This window comes from Endozoicomonas ascidiicola, from assembly GCF_001646945.1.
GTDB classification, from domain to species: Bacteria; Pseudomonadota; Gammaproteobacteria; order Pseudomonadales; family Endozoicomonadaceae; genus Endozoicomonas; species Endozoicomonas ascidiicola.
In genome coordinates, this window is the sequence record NZ_LUTV01000008.1 from 155,869 (window position 1) to 174,589 (window position 18,721).

General features: G+C 48.3%; 13 protein-coding genes and 1 pseudogene. 6 read left to right on the plus strand and 8 right to left on the minus strand.

Annotation, left to right across the window (positions count from 1 at the left end; genetic code table 11):
• Nucleotides 1-28: 28 nt before the first annotated feature.
• The 5 genes from AKL11_RS21185 to sdhC all read right to left on the minus strand — a co-directional run bounded on the left by AKL11_RS21185 (nt 29) and on the right by sdhC (nt 6,575).
• Nucleotides 29-2,869 (minus strand): 2-oxoglutarate dehydrogenase E1 component, encoded by a 2,841-nt coding sequence (locus tag AKL11_RS21185; protein ID WP_067521706.1) that lies wholly within the window; start codon nt 2,867-2,869, stop codon nt 29-31.
• Between the two features lie 426 nt (nt 2,870-3,295).
• Nucleotides 3,296-4,000, minus strand: coding sequence for a succinate dehydrogenase iron-sulfur subunit (locus tag AKL11_RS21190; RefSeq protein ID WP_067521708.1), 705 nt, complete (start codon nt 3,998-4,000; stop codon nt 3,296-3,298).
• A gap of 11 nt (nt 4,001-4,011) precedes the next feature.
• A complete protein-coding gene (gene sdhA, locus AKL11_RS21195; RefSeq protein ID WP_067521711.1) occupies nt 4,012-5,784 on the minus strand; it encodes a succinate dehydrogenase flavoprotein subunit in 1,773 nt (590 codons plus the stop codon).
• Nucleotides 5,785-5,787: 3 nt separating this feature from the next.
• Nucleotides 5,788-6,156, minus strand: coding sequence for a succinate dehydrogenase, hydrophobic membrane anchor protein (sdhD, locus tag AKL11_RS21200; RefSeq protein ID WP_067521713.1), 369 nt, complete (start codon nt 6,154-6,156; stop codon nt 5,788-5,790).
• Nucleotides 6,150-6,575: a succinate dehydrogenase, cytochrome b556 subunit gene (gene sdhC, locus AKL11_RS21205; RefSeq protein ID WP_095210594.1), complete on the minus strand. Its 426-nt coding sequence runs from the start codon at nt 6,573-6,575 to the stop codon at nt 6,150-6,152. The genes sdhD and sdhC overlap by 7 nt, the downstream gene beginning before the upstream one ends.
• Before the next feature lie 436 nt (nt 6,576-7,011).
• Here sdhC and gltA point away from each other — a divergent pair, with 436 nt between their 5' ends.
• On the plus strand, nt 7,012-8,304 hold the full coding sequence (gene gltA, locus AKL11_RS21210; RefSeq protein WP_067521714.1) for a citrate synthase: 1,293 nt from the start codon (nt 7,012-7,014) through the stop codon (nt 8,302-8,304).
• A gap of 157 nt (nt 8,305-8,461) precedes the next feature.
• Here gltA and AKL11_RS21215 read toward each other — a convergent pair whose 3' ends face one another.
• Both AKL11_RS21215 and AKL11_RS21220 read right to left on the minus strand, forming a co-directional pair.
• Entirely contained in the window at nt 8,462-10,873 is a 2,412-nt protein-coding gene (locus tag AKL11_RS21215; RefSeq protein ID WP_067521716.1) for a PEP/pyruvate-binding domain-containing protein, read from the minus strand.
• A gap of 17 nt (nt 10,874-10,890) precedes the next feature.
• Nucleotides 10,891-11,688, minus strand: coding sequence for a PEP/pyruvate-binding domain-containing protein (locus tag AKL11_RS21220; protein ID WP_067521718.1), 798 nt, complete (start codon nt 11,686-11,688; stop codon nt 10,891-10,893).
• A gap of 208 nt (nt 11,689-11,896) precedes the next feature.
• Between AKL11_RS21220 and AKL11_RS24830 the strand changes: the two are divergent.
• A pseudogene (locus AKL11_RS24830) lies at nt 11,897-12,222 on the plus strand (citrate/2-methylcitrate synthase); the annotation flags it as partial.
• 134 nt (nt 12,223-12,356) lie between these two features.
• Nucleotides 12,357-13,232 carry a hypothetical protein gene (locus AKL11_RS21230; RefSeq protein WP_157673701.1) on the plus strand — a complete coding sequence of 292 codons (876 nt, stop codon included), beginning with the start codon at nt 12,357-12,359 and terminating at the stop codon, nt 13,230-13,232.
• A gap of 3 nt (nt 13,233-13,235) precedes the next feature.
• Here the strand turns inward: AKL11_RS21230 and soxR are convergent, their stop codons facing one another.
• Entirely contained in the window at nt 13,236-13,736 is a 501-nt protein-coding gene (gene soxR / locus AKL11_RS21235; protein WP_067521725.1) for a redox-sensitive transcriptional activator SoxR, read from the minus strand.
• 76 nt (nt 13,737-13,812) lie between these two features.
• Between soxR and AKL11_RS21240 the strand changes: the two genes are divergently transcribed.
• From AKL11_RS21240 to ddpX, 3 genes are all read left to right on the plus strand, one after another.
• Nucleotides 13,813-14,955, plus strand: a complete 1,143-nt coding sequence (locus tag AKL11_RS21240) for an efflux RND transporter periplasmic adaptor subunit (RefSeq protein WP_067521727.1) — start codon at nt 13,813-13,815, stop codon at nt 14,953-14,955.
• A gap of 6 nt (nt 14,956-14,961) precedes the next feature.
• Entirely contained in the window at nt 14,962-18,027 is a 3,066-nt protein-coding gene (locus tag AKL11_RS21245) for an efflux RND transporter permease subunit (RefSeq protein ID WP_067521729.1), read from the plus strand.
• Between the two features lie 95 nt (nt 18,028-18,122).
• Nucleotides 18,123-18,695: a D-alanyl-D-alanine dipeptidase gene (gene ddpX / locus AKL11_RS21250; RefSeq protein WP_067521732.1), complete on the plus strand. Its 573-nt coding sequence runs from the start codon at nt 18,123-18,125 to the stop codon at nt 18,693-18,695.
• The last annotated feature ends 26 nt before the right edge of the window (nt 18,696-18,721 follow it).

The window sequence follows — 18,721 nt, forward strand, 5'->3', positions numbered from 1 at the left end:
ACCACCATCATTGGTGGCAGTGATTTGCTTATGCTTTTATTGCCAGTGCATCGTTTACCAATTGCGCCTGCTCCTGAGCATGGATGGACATATAGCCACAGGCCGGAGCCGCGGAAGCATTTCGCCCAGCATATCTCAGATTTACCGCTTTGTTCCCATATTCACCAACGGAGCGACGCATGTGATGCTGACTGCAATACCAAGCGCCCTGATTCATTGGCTCTTCCTGACACCAGACCACATCCGTTAAATTTGGATAACGGCTAATCAGTTCATTCAGATCATCCTGAGGGAATGGGTACAACTGCTCAATTCGGATAATAGCAGTGTCTTTCATCTCCTCTGCACGGCGTTTATCCAGAAGATCGTAATAGACCTTACCAGAACACATGACCAGACGAGTTACATCCGCATTTTCATGGCTATCAATCTCAGGAATGATGGTCTGGAAACCACCGTCTGCTAACTCTTCCAGAGTAGAAACCGCCATTTTATGACGCAACAGACTCTTCGGCGTAAACGCTACCAACGGCTTGCGCAGAGGGCGCAGCATCTGACGGCGCAGCATATGGAATACCTGAGCCGGCGTTGTCGGCACACACACTTGAATATTGTGCTCTGCAGACAACTGCAAGAAACGTTCAAGTCGTGCAGATGAGTGCTCAGGCCCCTGACCTTCATAACCGTGTGGCAAAAGCATGGTTAAGCCTGAAAGACGTCCCCACTTATGCTCACCACTGGAGATAAACTGATCAATAACCACTTGAGCACCGTTCGCAAAATCACCGAACTGCGCTTCCCAGATCACCAGCGAATTGGGATTCGTCGCTGAGTAGCCGTATTCAAATGCCAGCACCGCTTCTTCAGACAGGAAGGAATCCCAGAGCTGGAACCGTGGCTGATCTTCAGACAACTTGGCCAGGTTTACCAGGGTTGAACCGTCTTTCTGGTTATGGAACACCGCATGACGATGAGAGAACGTACCTCGACCAACATCCTGACCCGTGATACGAACTTCAGTGCCTTCCATCAACAATGAACCGTAAGCCAGCAATTCTGCGCAACCCCAGTTAATGGGTAATGCACCTGCCACCATTTTACGACGATCTTCAATTATTTTGCTGACCTGACGTTGCAGTACAAATCCTTCGGGGATTTCAAACAGCTTCTGACCGATGGCCTGAAGTGAACCAAGCGCTACACGAGTGTCGTGTTTGGCTGTCCATTCGTGACCAAGATAAGGCGTCCAGTCCACAAACAATTCTTTGTTAGGTTCTTTAACCAGCGCCTTTACAACATGCTCACCGTTATCCAGCACAGAACGGAAATCGTCCATCAGCGCTTTATCATCTGCCTCGGTCAGCACGCCCTGACTCAACAGTGACTTCGCGTAAAGGTCACGGGTGGTGGTATGAGACTTGATCTTGCTGTACATCATTGGCTGCGTTGCCGCAGGCTCATCCGCTTCGTTGTGACCACGGCGACGATAGCACACGAGATCCACAACAATGTCCTTACGGAACTCCATACGGTAATCCAGTGCCAGCTTGGTGGCAAACTGAACCGCTTCCGGATCATCACCGTTGACATGGAGAATAGGAGCGCCGACCATTTTGGCAACGTCTGTACAATATTCAGTTGAACGAGCGTCTTCACGGAAACTGGTGGTAAAACCGACCTGGTTGTTGATGATGATGTGAATCGTACCACCGGTTTTGTACGCCCGGGTCTGTGACATCTGCAGGGTTTCCATCACCACACCCTGACCAGCAAATGCCGCATCACCGTGGATTGCAATAGGCACTACCTTTTCACCCACCGGATCTTTACGACGATCTTGGCGAGCACGCACAGAACCTTCTACCACCGGTGTGACGATTTCCAAATGCGACGGGTTAAACATCAGCGCCAAGTGGACTTCGCCGCCCGGCGTCATGACGTTAGATGAGAAACCCTGATGGTATTTCACATCGCCGGAACCACGCTCAACCAGCTTCTTGCCTTCAAACTCATCAAAGAGGTCGCCCGGCTTTTTACCAAAAATATTAATCAGGACATTCAAACGACCACGGTGCGCCATCCCGATAACCAGTTCCTTTGAACCGTAAGAACCGGAACGTTGAATAATCTCATCCAACATAGGAATAAGCGATTCGCCACCTTCCAGGCCAAAACGCTTAGTGCCCGGAAATTTGGTGCCGAGGTATTTCTCAAGGCCTTCGGCGGCAGTCAATCGCTCCAGTAAGTGAAGCTTGGCTTCGGTTCCTACTGCCGGACGACTGCGCACACTTTCCATACGGCTCTGGAACCATCGGCGCTCTTCGGTCTGGGGAATATGCATGTATTCCACACCGATGGAGCCACAGTAAGTTGCCTGAAGAGCATCGTAAATGTCGCGAAGGGAGGTGTGTTCTTTACCAATAAACAGTGTGGCAGCCTGAAAATCCGTATCCAGATCCGCTTCACTTAAGCCGTGGTAGGCAAGAGATAGATCGGGAAACTGTTCCCGCATCATGACACCCAGCGGGTCGATAGCCGCCTGCTGATGACCACGAATACGAAATGCACTAATCAGACGCAGAACCTGCACCTGTTTGCGCTCGTGGTCACTGGACACTGTCGAGGTTTGAATGGGTCGTGACGTTTGGCGCTGGCGCGCCATCAGCACAAAGTTTTCCTGAATGGTTGAATGGGGTACGTCTACCGAAGAACCGTTAACAGCAGGCAGCTTCTCAAAATAGTCGCGCCACTGTTGCTCTACGCTATTGGGGTCGCGCAGATAGCGTTCGTACAGTTCCTCGACGTATGCAGCATTGCCCCCTGCAATGTGGGATGAATTCCACATCCGCTGCATGACACCTTCTTGCATGGTCCTTACCCCGTGAGTCTGGGGCTATATCCCGGGAAGCACCCGTTCAACTATATATTGTTAATCAACTATATTTCGTTAATCAATAATATATCCGTTAACAGGCATCACTGATTCTATAATGCTAATCAGTGTTGTCCCCGCAGATAGAATCGGATGTTTTCCGACCGCCCCTGCTGGTTCAAGCGTTGCAGCTCCCTTTGTTAACAGGTAGCCACTGAATTCGATACAAAGTGTATTGCAGACTATTGTTTATCTGATAGCGCGGGTGTCAGAAGTCGCCTGCAAGCCTCTGACATAAATTCACACGCTCTTTACCTTTCGACCAAAAAAACACTCTGAAGGTAACGACCTCATAGAGTGCTTCTTAAGAGCCCCGCAAAGATAACAGGGCAACTCATCCAATTTCAGCTGTTAAGCCAAAGACTACGTTGCACTCTTAAACAACATTTGTCTTATATGACCAATAGCACGAGTTGGATTCAGACCTTTCGGGCAAACATTGACACAGTTCATAATGCCCCGACAACGGAACACACTGAACGGGTCATCCAGCTCTGCCAGACGCTCTTCGGTCGCTGTATCGCGACTGTCTGCCAGAAAGCGATAGGCCTGAAGCAAGCCGGAAGGACCAACAAATTTGTCCGGATTCCACCAGAATGATGGGCAAGCCGTTGAACAACATGCACAAAGAATACACTCGTACAGGCCATCCAGCTTTTCCCGGTCCTCTGGAGTTTGAAGCCGCTCAATCGCCGGAGCAGGTGTTTCATTGATCAGGTAAGGCTTGATCTTTTCGTACTGTTTATAAAACAGACTCATATCAACCACCAGATCCCGAATCACCGGTAAACCAGGCAATGGGCGGATAACCAGCTTATTGCCTTTAGCCGCTTCTGACAATGGGGTCACACAGGCCAGGCCGTTGGTACCACCAATGCTCAGGCCATCGGAACCACAAACCCCTTCGCGGCATGAGCGACGATAGACCAGTGTTGAATCCTGTTCCTTAATCAGGTTCAGGACATCAAGCACCATCAGGTCCTTGCCCTCCGGAATCTCAATATCGAAGTCCTGCATATAGGGCTTCTTATCGGTTTCCGGATTATAACGATAGACACTTACCTTCATAATCCTCTCCCTTAATACGTTCTGGCTTTGGGAGGGAAGGCCTCCATGGTCGTCGGAGCAAAGTTCACCGCCCGCTTACTCACTGATTTATCCAGCGGTGAGTACAGAGAGTGAGCCAGCCAGTTCTCGTCGTCACGCTCCTGGAAATCATTACGGGCATGAGCACCGCGAGACTCTTTACGCACTTCAGCGGATACGGCTGTAGCGTAGGCGACCTCATAAAGATTCCCCAGTTCAAGTGCCTCGATACGAGCCGTATTGAACGCGTTACTCTTGTCTTCCAGATGCAGGTTGCCCATGCGTTCGCCCAGCTCATCCAGCAGCTTAAGACCTTTCTGCATACTCTCGCCTTCGCGGAATACACCAAAGTACAGCTGCATAGTGCTTTGCAAATCGGCGCGCACTTTGGCAACACTTTCACCCTTGGAAGAACCGTTCAAACGATCCAGACGGGAAAGTGCAGCATCAAGGTCACTGGCAGAAGCATCGACCGCATCAAAGCCTTCTTTCAGATTCTTTTCAATCTGAATACCGGCTGCACGACCAAACACCACCAAATCCAGCAGAGAGTTACCACCCAGACGGTTAGCGCCGTGTACGGATACACAAGCCGCTTCACCGCAGGCATACAAGCCTTCAATGATTTCATCGTTACCTGCTGCATTCTGACGCAGAGCCTGACCGCCAACATTGGTGGGAATACCACCCATCATGTAATGGCAGGTTGGTACGACAGGAACAGGTACTTTTACCGGATCCGCATGAGCGAAGGTTTTGGACAGCTCACAAATACCAGGCAGACGCAGGTTCAGCGTTTCTTCACCCAGATGATCCAACTTCAACAGAACGTGATCTTTATTGGGACCACAGCCGCGACCTTCCAGAATCTCGATAACCATGGAGCGGGCAACCACGTCACGACCGGCAAGGTCTTTCGCGTTGGGTGCATAACGCTCCATAAAGCGTTCACCTTCACTATTAATGAGGTAACCACCTTCACCACGACAACCTTCCGTTACCAGTACACCAGCACAATGAATACCGGTTGGGTGGAACTGCCACATTTCCATATCCTGCATGGGGTAACCCGCACGCAGCGCCATACCAATACCATCACCGGTATTGATCAGGGCATTGGTTGTGGAAGAGTAGATTCGTCCAGCTCCGCCTGTTGCCATAACGGTGGCTTTTGCTTTGATGTAAACGGTCTCGCCGCTTTCAATATCAATCGCAATAACACCGGCAATCTGGCCTTTCTGGTTTTTCACCAGATCGACGGCGTACCATTCATTCAGGAATGTCGTGCCGCCTTTTAAGTTCGCCTGATACAGCGTATGCAGAAGCGCGTGACCAGTACGGTCTGCTGCCGCGCACGTTCTCGCAGCCTGACCGCCTTTACCAAAATCTTTGGACTGACCACCGAACGGACGCTGATAAATACGACCTTCCTCAGTACGGGAGAACGGCAGCCCCATGTGCTCAAGTTCAAACACAGCTTGTGGGCCAACTGAACACATATACTCGATAGCGTCCTGGTCACCGATATAATCCGACCCTTTTACGGTGTCGAACATGTGCCAGCGCCAATCATCATTGGGATCATCACTGGCAATTGCACAGGTAATACCGCCCTGGGCAGACACCGTATGCGAACGAGTAGGAAACACCTTGGTAACACAGGCAGTCTTAATCCCCGCCTGGGTCAGCTGAAGCGCAGCACGCATGCCGGCGCCCCCGCCACCTATAACAATGGCATCATAGGTAAGGGTACGAAGTGCTGACATCGATTAAAGCCCCCAAAGAATCTGCACGCCCCAGACTACATAGCTGAAGAGCGCGATAAAGCATACAACCTGTACAGGAAAACGAACCAGCACCGACTTACAGCCGAACGTGCGATCGTTAAGATAATCTGTTGTTATGGTCCACATCCCCACCCAGGCATGCGCCAGAATAGAAACCAGGGTCAGCAGACTAAAAATCTTCACCCAGGTCTGATCAAACAATCCCGCCCATTGGCTGAATTGCAAATCCGGGTTCGCCACAAGGTACCCAAGCAGGAAGACAGAATATGCGCCAAGAATAATGGCCGTCAGTCTTTGCAGCATCCAGTCGTAAAGCCCACTGCGGGACAAATTGGTGATATTGGTTACCATACCCACACCCCCGCAAGGATAATCAATACAACGGAAAGCACCAGAGTCACGATTGCGCCAAATTTGCCAGACTCTTTTCCATCACCTATATCTACATCCATAAGAAGATGCTTCACACCGGCAACGAAGTGATAGATCAGGGCAGACAAAATCCCCCAGACTATAAACTTGGCCAATGGTGACAGTAAAAGAGACTTCAAAGACCCAAACGCTTCCTCAGAAGTAAGCGACAGCTCTAGTCCGTATAAGAGAAACCCCAGCCCCACAAATAGAATTATTCCCGATATGCGATGCAGTATCGAAGTGTATGCAGGCAAGGGTAGTTTGATTGTTGTAATATCTAGATTGACAGGTCTTTTGCTATTCACTCTTTTTGCCCCAACGCCCGATGGCGTGCACAGCAGAATCAGCAAGAACATCCAGGTTCTCTGGACCCTACAGAACGCAGGAATAAATCGTTAAATCCTCATAAAACGACCTTCCTAAAAACACCCGAAAAAAACAGTAATAATCGCCATGAAAATCACTGCCTCTGCGGCTTCGGGTCGGAGTATATACACTCTACCAAGTAATTACAATTGCTCACTTTGTTAAGCAAATACCACTAAAACATTCCGAGTAATTTGTCATCATTATTACGGGTTACATAAACACACAGTTCGTTTGACAAAAAAATATATCGCTCTATAGTGGTCGAACCGTAACACCGAGCCATTTATACCTAATAGAATATTTATTAAATAGGCCTTCGGTTTTCTCAGCGAATTTGTGTTTTTTTAAGAATAATGCACCTACGGTCACCCTGACCTGGAATGCAACTATAACGAGACCAAACGGCAAGACAGGAGGCCATAAATGGCTGACAAGAAAGCTCTACTCTCCATTGACGGCATGGAACAGCCATTGGAGTTACCGATTTACTCAGGCACCTTAGGTCCTGATGTTGTTGATGTAAGGGGCCTCACTTCTGGTGGTTTGTTCACTTACGACCCAGGCTTTGTTTCCACTGCATCCTGTGAATCAAAGATCACCTTTATCGATGGTGAGAAAGGCGTACTGCTGCACCGCGGCTACCCTATCGAGCAGCTGGCAGAAGAGTCTGACTATCTCGAAACCTGCTACCTACTTCTGTACGGAGATCTTCCAAGCCGTCAGGAAAAGGAAAATTTCGAAAACACCATCATGCGTCACACCATGATCCATGAACAGATGAGCGATCTGTTTTCCGGATTCCGTCGTGATGCGCACCCGATGGCGATTATGTGTGGTGTTGTCGGCGCATTGTCTGCCTTCTATCACGACTCTCTGGACATCACCAACGAAGTACACCGTGAAATCTGCGCCTATCGTCTGATTTCCAAAATGCCAACACTGGCAGCCATGGCGTACAAATATTCTGTTGGCCAGCCCTTCATTTACCCACGTAACGATCTGAGCTACGGCGGCAACTTCCTGCACATGATGTTTGCGACGCCTTGCGAAGAGTACGAAGTAAAACCGGTTCTGGCTAAAGCCATGGATCGCATCTTCCTGCTACACGCAGATCACGAGCAGAATGCGTCTACTTCTACTGTTCGTTTGGCTGGCTCCTCTGGTGCGAACCCATTTGCCTGTATTGCTGCCGGTATTGCAGCACTTTGGGGGCCTGCGCACGGCGGTGCCAACGAAGCAGTGCTGGTGATGCTGGATGAAATCGGTGATGAATCCAACATCGAAGAATTCATCGCCCGCGCGAAAGATAAAGAAGATCCGTTCCGCTTGATGGGCTTCGGGCACCGCGTCTACAAAAACTTTGACCCACGCGCCAAAGTGATGAAACAGACCTGTGATGAAGTTCTGAAAGAGCTGGGTCTTGAAGATGACCCAATGTTCAAAATAGCCAAGCGTCTTGAAAAGATTGCTTTGGAAGATGAATACTTCATCAAGAAGAAGCTTTACCCGAACGTTGACTTCTATTCCGGCATCATCCTGAAAGCACTTGGCATCCCAGCCGAGATGTTTACCGTTATTTTTGCCACTGGCCGTACACCAGGCTGGATTGCTCACTGGCACGAGATGATCAGCGGTGAATACCGCATTGGTCGTCCACGTCAGTTGTATACTGGTGAAGCTAAACGTGATTATGTGGCTGTGAACAAACGAAGTTAAGTGCAGTACTACCCAGAATCATTTAGCTTGGTTCTGGGGCAGCATTCTTTCTAACCTCTTCTCCATTCTGATCTCATTCTTTCATTCTGGTAGTCATTACTAAACTTGGCATATCTTCAGCCGCAATATTAACCAACTAATCCTCAAGAATCACTCTTTAGGAGTTACTGCTCGCCTCGCATAGCCAAGAATTGAACTTGTCTGCAGCACGAATAGCACCTGTGCAAAAGTCATCCCCTATACCAAGCTCTTTGGCCTGCTTACGCATCCTCTCCACCAATGGCGCATTGAGATCTTTGACACTTTTACCTTTTATAGAATCGATGGGTTTCCCTAAAAAACTTTTATAGAGTTCTCTCCCGAATTGTTTGAGTAGACCATGTGCATGATCTAACCCTCGATAAGACACCGCCCTAATTCTATTATTTACAGTCCAGTTGTACCCCTCAAGAAGAATATAAAAGCTCATAAAGCGATCATTGTCCCACACATTCTCCGAAATTTTCCCCTCCACCGTATCTAAGGTCCACTCTTCCTTGTCATATTGTTCTAACAAACCGTTTGTGTGTCTTAGCTGCCCCAGAATACTCAAACAAGAAGCAAAATAAGTTTGCATTGTTTCCCGACTACCTATTGGCGAATACTCCACGGTCAGTTTACCAGCGCCCTTATTAAGATTAATCGTCATATTCTTTCGATCCATCGAGCAGGCCTGAAGTAAGCTGAGCAAGTAAAAAAAACGCTTACACCTTCCAGAGTCATTACAAAAATCCCCCTTATATCTGTCTGAAAATTCATCCGAAAACGTTGCCCGAATTTTCCGACCTTTCCCTCCCTCAGCCTGCTCAAACATCTCTACTTCACACACATGAATACCCAACTTGGCACTGACGCGATAAGCCGTGGGTAGATCAAGTACTGTGGCACCATCACAGTCAAATTCCGCCAATGCATCCAGACATTGCTGATCGGCCAGACTGACCTCCCCGGGTTTTAAAAAATTGATTCGGGTACCGGTCACTTCTCCAACCTTGATATCGTTGCTGCTACCTTGTCCGGAACCCAGGGCTACCGGAACCAGTGCATCAACAAACCGCTTATGGATAAAATAGATCGCATCGTGAAAACTATTGATAGCGCCAGCACTGTCCGGTTGGCTCAGGGATTGAATCGTATTTTTCAGGGTTCGACATTCATTAAGCCACGCCCGGTAGCCCAACGGGTCGATCTTATTATTACCCGACTCAACCAGCCCATTAACAATGCGCGCTCCTGCTTCCGTTACCTGACGGGTCATCCCCCCCAGACGCGATGACAATATTGATAATTCACTCTTGAAGGACTGAATCGAATGATCTGCGGCATCATTATGCAATTCTAAAAGGCGTTGATAGCCTGCGAGAAAAGCCATCACATCGTCGGTAAAATGCTTTATCTCAAGTTGCAACTGTTGAGCAACAATCTGACGATCCGCCGACATACTGAACACTTTACTCTGCTCCGGTGATAAACACTGATGCAGCAATCGGTCCGTGTGAAAATACTGCAGAAGCCGCTCATTTTGTTGAGTCAGCCAGGCAAAGCCTTCTTCCGGCCGCATAAAAGAGGGAGTTACTGATTTATAAGTACCGTACGCTTTTATGATTGATTGATAATCCGGCACCAAAGAGGTACGGCCAGATTCCCAGAGAGCAGACTGATCGCCCTCCAAAACAACCGCTGCCCCATCTCCATCAAAACTGCCCGCAACCAGGGTAACCCTTTCTGTTCCGGGATCGGGTTGATAGAAATTATCGCCTGCCACCAGACAGGGCTTTTCTGCCTGACGCAGGGTAATCGCCACATGATCATTGCTCCCGCCTTCTCTAAAAACAAAGCCTGCCACCCGTTTTAGCACTTCGGAATCAAGCATCCAGTTCCTGGCATTATCTGCAAAAAGAATGGCGCCTTTGGGAATATCTTCCGGCTTCCTTCTTTCATTAACATAAACCGGCAACCCGCTACAAACACCTTCACTGACCAGTTGACCGCTGAGTTTATTCTGCTCGGGCAACCCTCGGTTAAAATGATTTCCACCGGTCAGCCGGGTGACCGGGCGCACCTGTAAGAGGTATAGGTGGTTATGTCTGTCCACTGCAAACTCGACGTCTACAGGACAAAGCAACATATCTTCCAAATGCTGAACCAGAGCCTTCAGTTCCTTGACTGTTGTTTCCGAAAGCTTTTCATTAGTACTGCCGCTATCATTTTCAATTTTCTGCTCGGCATAGCCGCTACCATCAGGCAATGGTAATAACTGATAACGACTGGGGATATTACCCGGGAACCACTGGCTGTTTACGCCGTCTCCCCTCGGTAAACTATAACGATGAGGCGTGACACCCTCATCCCCGGATACAACACCACGAGCCTGCCCCGGCGTGTATTCCACCTGTATGGTATCGTCCTGAAGAGAAGCATGGCTCAACACCACCCCGCCCAAATGGCAATTCAGGCAGATTTGTAACACCAGGGATACAGGCTGTGGTACTCCATCAGGACAGAGATCAGGACGATAGCCCGAGGCCATCACCTTCAGACAGGTTTTCAGAATTGGCTCTGCCCTTGAACATAGGACTCAAACTTCCCCGCCTGGGCATCGCCGTAATTATCCTCATGAATACCGGAACTGCGGGCAATAATCGCTTCACCGGGGTGCCGCTCTAACAAGTCCGAATACAAATCAGTAATTAGCTCAGCGTCAGGCAGTGTTTTAATTGCATCGTTGAACTCGTCGCTGACAATCAGCTTGCCAAGACCGGTAAGCCACTGACTTCTTTCTGTTGTCTGATACACAGGAAAAGTGCTAATTTTTTCTGTGATATCTTCCAAAGAGAGACAGTCTGCGCCATCAATAAGCTTCGGAATATATTTCCTGATCAACTTTGCATCCACAGGATGCTGGGTAAAGCTTTGCAGCAAAGAAAGATCAATGGTACAAAATGGTGGCACTGGCAAGCCCGCGTCCAGCATTTTTTGCAGAAACATTCCCTTACCACCAAAACGCTCTCTATTAGACATCAGCTTATTGTTTTCTGTGCCGTATCGACCGATCAACTGGCTTTTTCGCTGACCAGAACAGAAGGAATAATCACGACTACCAACCAATTTAATAACCCGATTACGCAGGCTTTTGTCTGCAGCTGGCGTATAAAGAATCTTCTCCAAACTCCGGTGATACTCTTCACGGGAGATACCGGTTTTCTTAAGTTGCTTATCAAAAGCGGGGCGCAACCCGACCACCCAATGTAAAAAACGGCGAACACGTTTATCCTTCTCCGAAAAAGCCTTTTTTTCATGCAGTTCAAGTAACCTGTCAATCTGCTGGTTATTTACCACTTTCATCCAGGATCCTCTCTCATCTGAGACTATCCCGCATAATCGGCAATGAGGCATGAGGCATGAGGCATGAGGCATGAGGCATGAGGATTTTTAAGCCTCTAACTGAGATTCACAGCCTTTATTTCCATCGTATCTTGCAAATCAACAATCACCTTTATAGACAATCCCTTCCATCTCATGAGCCTTCGTCACCATGTCTAAAAAACACTGACCTCGTGGCAAAGTAATGAGGCAAACCTGCGATAAAGTTCTGAAAGAACTGGGACTGGAAGACGATCCTCTGTTCAAGATCGCCAGGCGTCTTGAAAAGATTGCAATGAAAGATGGATACTTCATCAAGAAAAAGCCTTACCCGAATGTAGACTTTTACTCCGGTATTATCCTCAAGGCTCTGGGCATTCCAACGGAAATGTTTACCGTTATCTTTGCCACTGCCGTACACCCGGCTGGATTGCTCACTGGCATGAGATGATCAGCGGCGAATACCGCATTGGTCGTCCACGTCAATTGTATACTGGTGAAGCAAAACATGATTATGTAGCCGTGAATAAGAGAAAATATTTTTTCTTCCCAATCTATTCTCCCTTCTTAACATCTCTTGTTTTGCACAAACGTTGAACTTTTAGAACGTTCGGCAATCAATAGATGATATTACTCAAAAACAAAATACCTTGGATATCATGACTCCAAATTCATCATTATTGCCTTCATATAATGAAGCCTGCCAAGCAAGACTAAATATTAACAGTACGCCAGAAAATGATAAGAATAAACTTACAATCTGTCCCCACATACCGAGTCCTCCCGGTCTGCCAGAGGCTCGCCGGCTTTTAGCTGAATTCAATGTCTCAGAAATCGTCGATATACTGCCCAAAATGCAACCAATAACACTTACTCATGGTGTTATCATGGAAGTTTACTCTGAACTTGATGAACTCAGGCAATCGGATAACCCCCACGAGTTCCAAAACAAAGTTGCAAATACATTGGAGTTTCTCAACTATATCCCCCCATTCAGCAAACCTGAATTAACCAATAATATAAAGTATGCAATGCCATTCTATCTACTTACTCAATTGCAAGGATTAACACTCAACTTAACAGCTATAGAACGTCAGCTATTTGCAAGCCCCAATGAAACACTATCCGATAATATTCGGCGTATTGTGGAAAATGGAAACACGCTTGCTCCGTGTTATACCTCTGGCTGCAATGCCGCTCAATCTATGTTTTTGCTTAATCTTGCCAATGTAATGGCCACTCCGGAATCGGAACAACCGGCGATATATATTATGGATGCAAATAGGAAAAAATATGCTTGCCATACTTTCGCCCCGGAGCAAAAAAGCAAGCTGATCCCCGCTCTTGCAAACTTGTGTCGTTTTTGCAGCCTTTTATCAGCAGGTGAACCCGACAGTATTAAGAGCAAACTATCCATGACTCCACAGGCATGTATGGACTTGATCTTTTCATCTATGGATTTCAAAATTGAAGAAGCCTCTGACTTTCTTAACCATACCCAAAGAATGATGACTTCAAACAACTAAATGTTACGCATTCTCCATCAACGCCAGAATCTCACCATTAAATTCGGCCATCCCTTCTGGCTCCAACAGAAGCGGACCTTGCCCTTTATGGGCAAATCGGTCATCGGGGTTTATCAACTCACAGTACTTCTCCGATAAACAGCCACAGCCAATACAATACGCCATCGTGTCCCTCAACAATTCAAGGCGCGTAATTCTCTCATCCAAATCGTGTTTCCACTGCTTGGCCAGCTGTGCCCAATGTTTGCTTGATACGGTTTGAGAATCCGGAATATGAGACAGTTGACTGGCTATTTCCTTTAACGGTATCCCAGCTTTTTGCGCCGCTTTAATCACTGAAATTTTTCGCAGCACTGAGCGGTGGTATCGACGGTGATTACCCTGATTTCGTGTCGATCGGATCAACCCTTTCGATTCATAAAAATGCAAAGCAGAAATGGCAACACCACTACGAGCTGAAACCTCACCAACTGAAAAATCATGGTCTTTCTTCACTACTGACACTTGACCTCAAGTAAAGTTGAGGTTGTAGGATAAACCCAAATTTTAAATCAGAATAGAAAGTAAAAAGGTTATTCCAATGAAAATAAAATCCTGGGCATTAACAGGACTCGCACTGGGATCAGTGATCGTGACCATGGGCGGGTTCAAGTTTTTTGAAATATCCTCTGCCATCGCCAGAGTTGAGGTGATGCCGGAGCATTCTGAAAGCGTGAACACAACCACCGGTTCGCCACAGCCGTTTCAATCTTCCATAAAGGTGATAGGAAACGTGATTGTTCCTGACCACACCACCTTGAGCAGCGAGCTGCCGGGCAGGCTGGCCATGGTTAACTTTACCTCGGGCGCACAAGTTAACCGGAATGACATCATCGCCCAGTTGGACATCGCAACCGAAAAGGCCAATCTTCAATCCGCCACCTCCAGACGGAAATTGGCGCAAACGGTTTATGACCGCATAAAGCAATTAAACTCGAAAAAGGTGGCCAGCCAGGAGCAGCTGGATAAAGCCTATGCTGACCTGATGGTCATCAAGGCTGAAGTGGATGTGCTGAACGACACTATTCGTAAAAAAACCATCAAAGCCCCTTTTGATGGTGTGTTAGGTATTCACACATTAAAAGTGGGCAGCTTTCTGAACAGCAATACCGAACTGGTCTCCATAACAGGCAACAACGGTTATGTCTGGGTCGACTTTCAGGTTCCCCAGTTTTATCCAAGGCTTTCTGAAGGCACCGAACTTGAAGTCAGCCCTATTTTCCAGAAAAACGACCATAGCTCTTTATCAGCCACAAGTACTGTCGCCACTGTCGTTGCCATTGATGATGCATTGACCAGAAACAACCGGACACTAAAATACCGAGCCAAAGTAGAGGTGCCTGCTCAACAGCTTCAGGCCAACACGGCCGTCAACGTTCAAGTGCCCGTCAGTGAGATAACCACTGCGCTGTCCATCCCCGACGTTGCAGTACTTAACAGCCAATATGGGCAGTACGTTTACCAAGTTCAGGAAACAGAATCCGGGCTTCGTGCAAAGCGTCAACCCGTCACCGTGATTTCGTCCGATGGCACTAACAGCTTTATTTCAGAAGGTCTTTCTGACACAGATATCATTGCCACAAACGGTGCGTTCAAACTCTACGATGGCATCAAAGTCAATAAAGTGAATGTGGCAGAGCTGGAAGCAACCCAAGAGCCCAATAACAATAGCCAGTGGAATTAATCGACGATGGATGTATTTGTTAAACGACCTGTACTGGCCATTGTTCTGTCATTAGTCATTCTAATGGCCGGCCTGCTGGCTACCCGACACATTTCAGTGCTGCAGTTCCCACAGATTGAAAGTTCCTCTCTAGTCATCACAACCCATTACACAGGGGTGTCGGCTGAAGCCGTTCAGGGCTTTGTGACTGAACCCATTGAACGTATCGCCATGACCGTGCCTGGTGTGGATTATGTCGATTCCAACACCACGGCAGGCATGTCCACTGTCACCGCATGGTTGAAGCTGAATGAGAACAGTACGTCTGCTCTGTCTCAACTTACCTCTAGACTTAGTCAGATTCGCTCAGAACTGCCTATGGGCGCCGAAGCCCCATCGGTCGAAGTGGTTCGGGTAGATCGCCCCCATGCCATCTTCTATCTGGATGTCATCAGCCAGCTCATGAACCGCCCACAACTGACGGACTTCCTGAAGCAGGAAGTAACACCACTGTTGTCGTCTATTAAGGGTGTGCAGAAGGTGGGCGTCGAAGGTGGAAGGAATCCAGCCATGCGTGTGTGGCTCGACCCGGTGAAAATGTCCACACTCAACATTGGCAGCGATGAGATTTATGCCGCCATTGAACAAAACAACGTCATTTCATCCTTGGGAAAAACGGAGAACAACCTGCAGGAAATCAGCCTGCTTAGTAATGCCACTCTGCAAACCGTTACCGATTTCGAAAATATGATCATCCGATCATTCACCGGTGGTTCAATTCGCCTTGGCGACATTGCACGTATTGAACAAGGCGAGGATCGGGGGAATACCGATGCACGGCTGGATCAGCGTAGAACCGTCTATCTTTCTGTCTACCCTTTGCCCGGCGCCAATGAAATCGAGATTGGCGATGAGCTGTATGTACGACTGGATAGCATTAATCAAACGCTGCCCGAAGGCATGAAAATCAACATTGGTTACGATGGCACCGTCTACATGCGAGATGCCCTCAAGGAAATTTTCACAACTCTGGCCGAAACCGTTCTGTTGGTTGGCGTTGTCGTATTGTTACTGATGGGTTCTTTACGTTCCGCTATTGTTCCTCTCGTGACCATTCCCATTTCGATACTCGGCTCTATCGCCGTTATGCTGGCGGTTGGTTTTTCTCTAAACCTTTTAACCATTCTTGCCATTGTTCTGTCGGTTGGTTTGGTAGTAGACGACGCTATCGTAGTTGTTGAAAACGTTGCTCGACACATGCGTGAAGGTCGCAGCCGACTGGATGCCGCATTAATCAGCTCCAAAGAGCTGTTAAGCCCCATCGCTGCCATGACGATCACACTGGCTCTGGTGTATATCCCCATCGGTTTTGTGGATGGTTTGTCCGGTGCCTTGTTTCAGGAATTTGCCTTCACTCTTGCCACTGCTGTCATGATTTCCGGTGTGGTCGCTGTCACGCTGTCGCCAGTCATGAGTGGTTATGTGTTACCAGAAAATGGGCGTGAAAGTGCATTTACTCGAAAAATAAATGCACTGTTTGACCGTCTGGCCAATAGCTATGGCACAGCCTTGCAAGTCAGCTTGAACTATCGCCCGCAGATTCTCACCGCAGCGGTTATTCTGACATTACTGATGGTGCCTTTTTATCTCTTCTCCGCCAAAGAGCTGGCTCCGGTAGAAGACCAGAGCTCGATATTTGTCATCGCTGAAGCGCCTCCCGGCGCCTCCATCAACTACACAACAGAACACCTCAGTGGAGCCGTTGACGGGTTGCTACAGAGAGAAGAAAGTATCGATATGTGGCAGATTGTCACCGCCGAAGGTGGCTTTGGTGGCATCAACCTGGTGGATTACCAACACCGGGATCAATCAGTCCATGAACTACTGCCGTCTATCTATGGACAACTCACCCAGACCAGTGGCTTACGCCTGCTGCCGACTCTGCCCATGCCTCTGCCTACGGCCGGTCAGTTTGATGTAGAAATGGTGGTACAGTCCCAGGACAACTATGAGGAGATGGTCGGTTATGTTTATCAACTGCTGGGCGCAGCCTATGGCACCAGCATGTTTATGTTTGTGGACACCGATCTGAAAATAGACAAACCTCTGGCTCGCTTGAATTTTAATCGCGATCTTATTGCCGATATGGGCATGACGGTATCCTCGGTTGCCAGTCAGGTGTCGTCCCTTCTATCCGAGCAGGAAGTGAATCGTTACGATGCCAGTGGCAGAGCGTATAAAGTCATTCCCATGGTGGAGCATCAAGACAGAATGCATCTGGACGCCATTTTAGATCTTCAGATTCAATCCGCTGCCGGCACAATGATTCCTCTGCGCTCCATCGCCAGCATAGAAAAAACCGTAGGCCCAAGAGTGATGGGGAAATTTAACCAACAGAACGCTTTCCGGATTTTCGGTGGCATCGTTCCCGGTGTCACCAGTGATCAGGCACTGTCGGCACTGGAAGCAAAAGCCCGGGAAATTCTGCCTGAAAGTTACACCATTGATTACGCCGGAAATAGCCGTCAGCTTCGGCAAGAAGGCAGCAGCATTATGTCTGTGCTGAGCGTAGCCATTTTTATTGTCTACCTGGTGCTGACCGTACAGTTTAATAGCTTCCGCGCACCGCTGGTGGTCTTGCTCGGTTCCGTTCCACTGGCGCTTTCCAGCGCGATGGCACTGGCCTTCCTGAACCTAACCAGCATGAATATCTATGCCCAGATCGGTTTTATCACTCTGGTGGGGCTGATTGCTAAAAACGGCATCTTGATGACGGAGTTTGCCAATGAGCTGCAGCATAATGGCCAATCAAAACTGACCGCCATCATTGAGGGAGCAAAAGTACGCTTGAGACCCATTTTGATGACGACCGCGGCGACGGTACTGGGTCACTTCCCTCTGATTCTGGTCAGTGGTGCGGGTGCGGAAGCCAGAAACAGCATCGGCATTATTCTGGTTGCCGGCATGCTGATGGGCACGTTCTTTACGCTGTTTGTTTTGCCGACCCTTTACCTGCTCCTTGGTGAAGACTATGGCAAGGTCGGTAGAAAAACGGCTAAAGCTCAGCATAACCTCTCAGATCAACTAGATTGATGTAATGAATTAACGCCAGCATAAGTGCTTATTTCGCGCTTATGTTGGCGAGTAACATCATAAAATCAATACAATGATTGATAAAGGTAGGAAGCATGGCGTTGAATGCGACGGGGCAGCTGGTTCAGATCACCAAAGAAGAATACGATGTTGAACTGGAAATCGCCTACGCCACCAGCAACAACTTTACTGGCGAGCCCGTCTACAAAGCCCCCCTCTGCTATATCCACCCCGAAGCTGCTAACCGACTGAAAAGAGCCATCGCGTTGTTAGCTCCGCTTAACCTGAAACTGAAAATCTGGGATGCCTTCCGCCCATTGGCAGCACAAGCTGCATTATTTCAACACTTTCCCAATCCAGCGTATGTTTCACATCCGGAAACCGGTCCCCGTACTCATTGCAGAGGCGTTGCCATTGATCTCACCATTATTGATCAATACGGTAAAGAACTGGAAATGGGCACCATGTTCGACGACTTCCGAACCATCGCCCATCACGGCAATGAACAGGTTTCGCTGGAAGCCCAAAAAAATCGGTTTCTGCTGGCTGGCGTCATGAACATTGCCGGCTTTGACACCTTTGATACTGAGTGGTGGCACTATCAGCTGCCGAATCTGGAAAGCTTCCCTATTATTTCTGCGGAAGATACGCCGGCAGGGATTATTTAAAGACCGCCTACCGGAGTTTATTACCT